4 protein-coding genes and 1 pseudogene are annotated in these 4,151 nt (G+C 71.3%); 4 read left to right on the forward strand and 1 reads right to left on the reverse strand.

Annotation, left to right across the window (positions count from 1 at the left end; all coding sequences use genetic code 11):
• Window positions 1-153: 153 nt before the first annotated feature.
• Both groES and groL read left to right on the forward strand, forming a co-directional pair.
• Entirely contained in the window at window positions 154-447 is a 294-nt protein-coding gene (gene groES / locus ACRDTB_RS37465) for a co-chaperone GroES (protein ID WP_431437012.1), read from the forward strand.
• Between the two features lie 74 nt (window positions 448-521).
• Entirely contained in the window at window positions 522-2,162 is a 1,641-nt protein-coding gene (gene groL, locus ACRDTB_RS37470; RefSeq protein ID WP_431437009.1) for a chaperonin GroEL, read from the forward strand.
• Between the two features lie 81 nt (window positions 2,163-2,243).
• Here the strand turns inward: groL and ACRDTB_RS37475 are convergent, their stop codons facing one another.
• Window positions 2,244-2,543, reverse strand: a complete 300-nt coding sequence (locus tag ACRDTB_RS37475; RefSeq protein ID WP_431437010.1) for a WhiB family transcriptional regulator — start codon at window positions 2,541-2,543, stop codon at window positions 2,244-2,246.
• Window positions 2,544-2,843: 300 nt separating this feature from the next.
• Between ACRDTB_RS37475 and ACRDTB_RS37480 the strand changes: the two genes are divergently transcribed.
• Together ACRDTB_RS37480 and ACRDTB_RS37485 are read left to right on the forward strand one after the other, a co-directional pair.
• Entirely contained in the window at window positions 2,844-3,797 is a 954-nt protein-coding gene (locus tag ACRDTB_RS37480) for a MerR family transcriptional regulator (protein ID WP_431437011.1), read from the forward strand.
• A 44-nt stretch (window positions 3,798-3,841) separates the two neighbouring features.
• Window positions 3,842-4,151, forward strand: a pseudogene (locus ACRDTB_RS37485) (hypothetical protein); the annotation flags it as partial.

The following is a 4,151-nucleotide window of genomic DNA, read 5'->3' on the forward strand; positions in this document are numbered from 1 at the left end:
GACCCTCGTTGCGGCGTTAGCAGTCGCGTGGGTAGAGTGCCAACCGTACGGCGCCGACACCGCCCCGACACCCGCGACGGCGGGGTGGCAGGAGCCGCGAAGCAAGACAGGTAACTGCCAACGCAATCGAGTCGACCCGTGGAGGTCACCGCGGTGAGCGTGAACATCAAGCCGCTCGAGGACAAGATCGTTGTCCAGGCGAGCGAGGCCGAGGCCACGACGGCATCCGGCCTCGTGATCCCGGACACGGCCAAGGAGAAGCCCCAGGAGGGCAAGGTGCTGGCCGTCGGGCCGGGCCGGATCGACGACAAGGGCAACCGCGTTCCGCTGGACGTGGCGGTCGGCGACGTCGTCATCTACTCCAAGTACGGCGGCACTGAGGTCAAGTACAACGGCGAGGACTATCTCATCCTCTCCGCTCGCGACGTGCTGGCCGTCATCAACTGACACCGGCTAAGTCAACGCACGCCCCGGTGGCCCAGTGGGGCTGCCGGGGCGTTGTGTTCTGAGAAAGGTAGGACATGCCCAAGGAGATCAGCTTCGACGAGGACGCTCGTCGGGCGCTCGAGCGCGGGGTGAACAAGCTCGCCGACACGGTCCGCGTGTCGCTCGGCCCGCGCGGTCGGCACGTCGTGCTGGCCAAGAAGTTCGGTGGCCCGACGGTCACCAACGACGGCGTCACCATCGCGCGGGAGATCGAGCTGGACGACCCGTTCGAGAACCTCGGCGCCCAGTTCGCCAAGAACGTCGCCACCAAGACCAACGACGTCGCCGGTGACGGCACGACCACGGCCACCGTGCTCGCGCAGGCCATGGTCCGCGTCGGCATGCGCAACGTCGCCGCCGGGGCCAACCCGGCCGCGCTCGGCCAGGGCATCCAGCTCGCCGCCGACGCGGTCGTCGAGGGCCTCAAGAACAAGGCCACGCCGGTCAAGGGCCGGGACAACGTCGCCCAGGTCGGCACCGTCGCCTCGCGCGACGCGTCGATCGGCGCGCTGCTCGGCGAGGCCATCGAGAAGGTCGGCGAGGACGGCGTGATCACCGTGGAGGAGTCCTCCACGCTGGCCACCGAGCTCGTCATCACCGAAGGCGTGCAGTTCGACAAGGGCTACGTCTCCGGCTACTTCGCCACCGACCCGGAGGCGCAGGAGGCCGTGCTGGAGAACACCTACGTCCTGCTGCACCGGGAGAAGATCTCCTCGCTCAACGACCTGCTGCCGATCCTCGAGAAGATCGCCCAGACCGGGAAGCCGGTGCTGATCATCGCGGAGGACGTGGACGGCGAGGCGCTGTCCACCCTGGTCGTCAACTCCGTGCGTAAGACGATCCGCGCCGTCGCGGTGAAGGCGCCCTTCTTCGGCGACCGGCGCAAGGCGTTCCTCGACGACCTCGGCGTCGTCACGGGTGCGTCCGTGGTGTCCACCGACCTGGGCATGAAGCTCTCCGAGGTCGATGTGGACGTGCTGGGCACCGCCCGCCGCGTCGTGGTCACCAAGGACGACACCACGATCGTCGACGGCGGCGGCGCGAGGACCGACGTGGCGGCGCGTGCCGAGCAGATCCGCAAGGAGATCGAGGCGACCGACTCCGACTGGGACCGCGAGAAGCTGCAGGAACGGCTCGCGAAGCTGTCCGGCGGCGTCGCCGTGATCCGGGTCGGCGCGGCCACCGAGACCGAGCTGGCCGAGCGCAAGCACCGCATCGAGGACGCGGTCTCCGCGACCAGGGCCGCGGTCGAGGAGGGCGTCATCCCCGGCGGTGGCGCGTCGCTCATCCACGTCGGCAACGACCTCGACCAGCTGGCCGCGTCGCTGTCCGGTGATCAGGCGACCGGGGTGCGGATCGTGCAGGCCGCGCTGGTCGCGCCGCTGACCTGGATCGCGGCGAACGCCGGGCTCGAGGGCGCGGTCGTGGTGTCGAAGGTGCGCAACCAGGAGTGGGGGCACGGCTTCAACGCGTCGACGCTGACCTACGGCGACCTCGTCGCCGACGGTGTGGTCGACCCGGTGAAGGTCACCCGCTCGGCGGTCAGCAACGCTGCTTCGATCGCGCGGATGGTGCTCACCACGGAGGCGTCCGTGGTGGAGAAGAAGGAGGAGGAGCCGGAGGCTGCCGCCGGCCATGGCCATGGCCATGGCCACGGGCACGGACCGGGCTTCTGATTTCTTCGGCGGATATGCGCGAACGCCGCGCCTGGCTTCGGCCGGGCGCGGCGTTCGTGGTCTGGTCTCAGGTCGCCGGTCTCAGGTCGCAACGGCGAGGGTGCGCTTCTCCAGCTTGATGATCGCCTCCCGCTCGCCCTCGGACAGGCCGCCCCAGATGCCGTAGGGCTCGTGGACCGCGAGCGCGTGCGTGCGGCACAGTTGCAACACGGGACATGCCTGGCAGATCGCCTTCGCTCTGGCCTCGCGACGCGCTCGAGCAGGGCCACGTTCACCATCGGGGTGAAAGAAGAACGCGCTGTCCATGCCGCGGCAGGAACCCTCGAGCTGCCAGTCCCACACGTCTGCGTTGGGACCGGGGAGCCTGCGAGTGTCCGCCATGGTGACCGCCTCCCTCGCCGGAATTCGTACGAACCGGCTACTCCGTTCGGTGCAGCGGAAACAACGCTAGAACCGCGCCAATGCTTGTTCAAGAGTGATCGACTTATTGATCAGGCAGTTCAGCCGATCGGGAGCTGGGGTGGACGCAGCGTGTTCGTCGATCCAGTTGCCGGACCGCCGTGATCACTCGACGATGGGAGGGGTCGCGACGAAGGAGGCGTTCGTGAGCGGAGCTTGCGGAGCGAACCATCCAACACAGGGCGACCGCGAGCGGCTCGACCGAGCCTGCGAGGGCGAATCGTGAGCGATCAGATTTCGCTGGCGAGCGAGGTGCCCGAGCTGCCCGCCGACGAGGAGCCGACCCTCCCGGTCGCCGCCGTGGCCCGGCGGCTGGGCGTCGCTCCGGCCACCCTGCGTACCTGGGACCGCCGCTACGGCATCGGCCCGCGCGGGCACACCACCGGGCGGCACCGCCGGTACGCGCCCGAGGACATCGCCCGGCTCGAGCTGATGCAGCAGGCGCTCCTGCGCGGCGCCACACCGGCCGAGGCAGCGAGCTACGCCCTGCGCACGTCTGCCCCGATCTGCGAGGACGTCGACGTCGTGGCCCCCCGCGAGCCGCTGCTCCGTGAGGTCGGTGCCCGCGCCACCCAGGTGCTCGGCCTCAGCCGGGCCGCGATGGCCATGGACGCCGCCGCCACCCAGCAACTCGTCGCCGACGGCATCGCCCGGCTCGGCGCTGTCGCCGTGTGGACCGACATGCTCGGGCCGTTGCTCTCCGCGCTCGCGGGCCGGTGGGCGCACTCCGGCGAGTGCGTCGAGATCGAGCGCATGGTCAACGAGTGCACGCTGGCCGCCATGATCGGCGCGACCCCCGCGGTGACCGCGCCGCGCAACCCACGGCCCGTCCTGCTCTGCGGTGCGCCCGAGGAGCCGAACGGCCTGCCTCTCCAGGTACTGCGCACCGCGCTCGCCCGGACCGGCATCGCCACGCTGATGCTCGGCGCCGCCCTGCCGGCCGCCGCGCTCGCCGCCGCGGTCCGTCGCATCGGGCCGGCCGCGGTCGTGGTCTGGGCGCAGCGGCCGCGGCTCCTCGGCGTCGACGTGTTCGACCGGGTGCCGCGCACGAGGCAGCGGGTACGGCTGTTCGCCTGCGGGCCCGGCTGGTTCACCACGGAGCTGCCCGACCGGGTGGACCGGCTCGAGGACCTCGCCGAGGCGGTTCGCCGGATCGAGTCACTGGTCGGCGCGTGAGCGGAGCCTGCCGAGCGGACCGTCCGGCACCGGGCGACCGTGGCGTGATCGACCTCGACCGGGCGGCGTTCGGCGACCGGCCGGACCTGATCATCCGGCCGTACCCGGTCGAGCCCCGGGACCGCTGGCTCGCGGCCGTCGTGCTCGGCGGGCAGGGCCGGTACGCGGCGGCGACCACGCTGCTCAACGATCTGGTCACCCATCCGGACCCGGAGCTGGCCGCGCTCGCGTGCGCCACCCTCGCCTCGCACCGCCGGCAGCTCGGTGGCCACGCGCACGCCCGGCGCCTCGACGCCGCCGGGCACGCCCGCGTGGCCGGGCGTGCGAAGGCGACCGAGGCCAGGTCGGACGTCC

This window comes from Actinophytocola sp. (assembly GCF_050699935.1).
Taxonomy (GTDB): Bacteria; Actinomycetota; Actinomycetes; order Mycobacteriales; family Pseudonocardiaceae; genus Actinophytocola.

What these genes read in the sequence shown, in the direction of transcription:
- groL (WP_431437009.1), top strand. Translation starts at nt 522, where the DNA reads ATGCCCAAGGAGATCAGCTTCGACGAGGACGCTCGTCGGGCGCTCGAG.
- ACRDTB_RS37475 (WP_431437010.1), bottom strand. Translation starts at nt 2,543, where the DNA reads ATGGCGGACACTCGCAGGCTCCCCGGTCCCAACGCAGACGTGTGGGAC.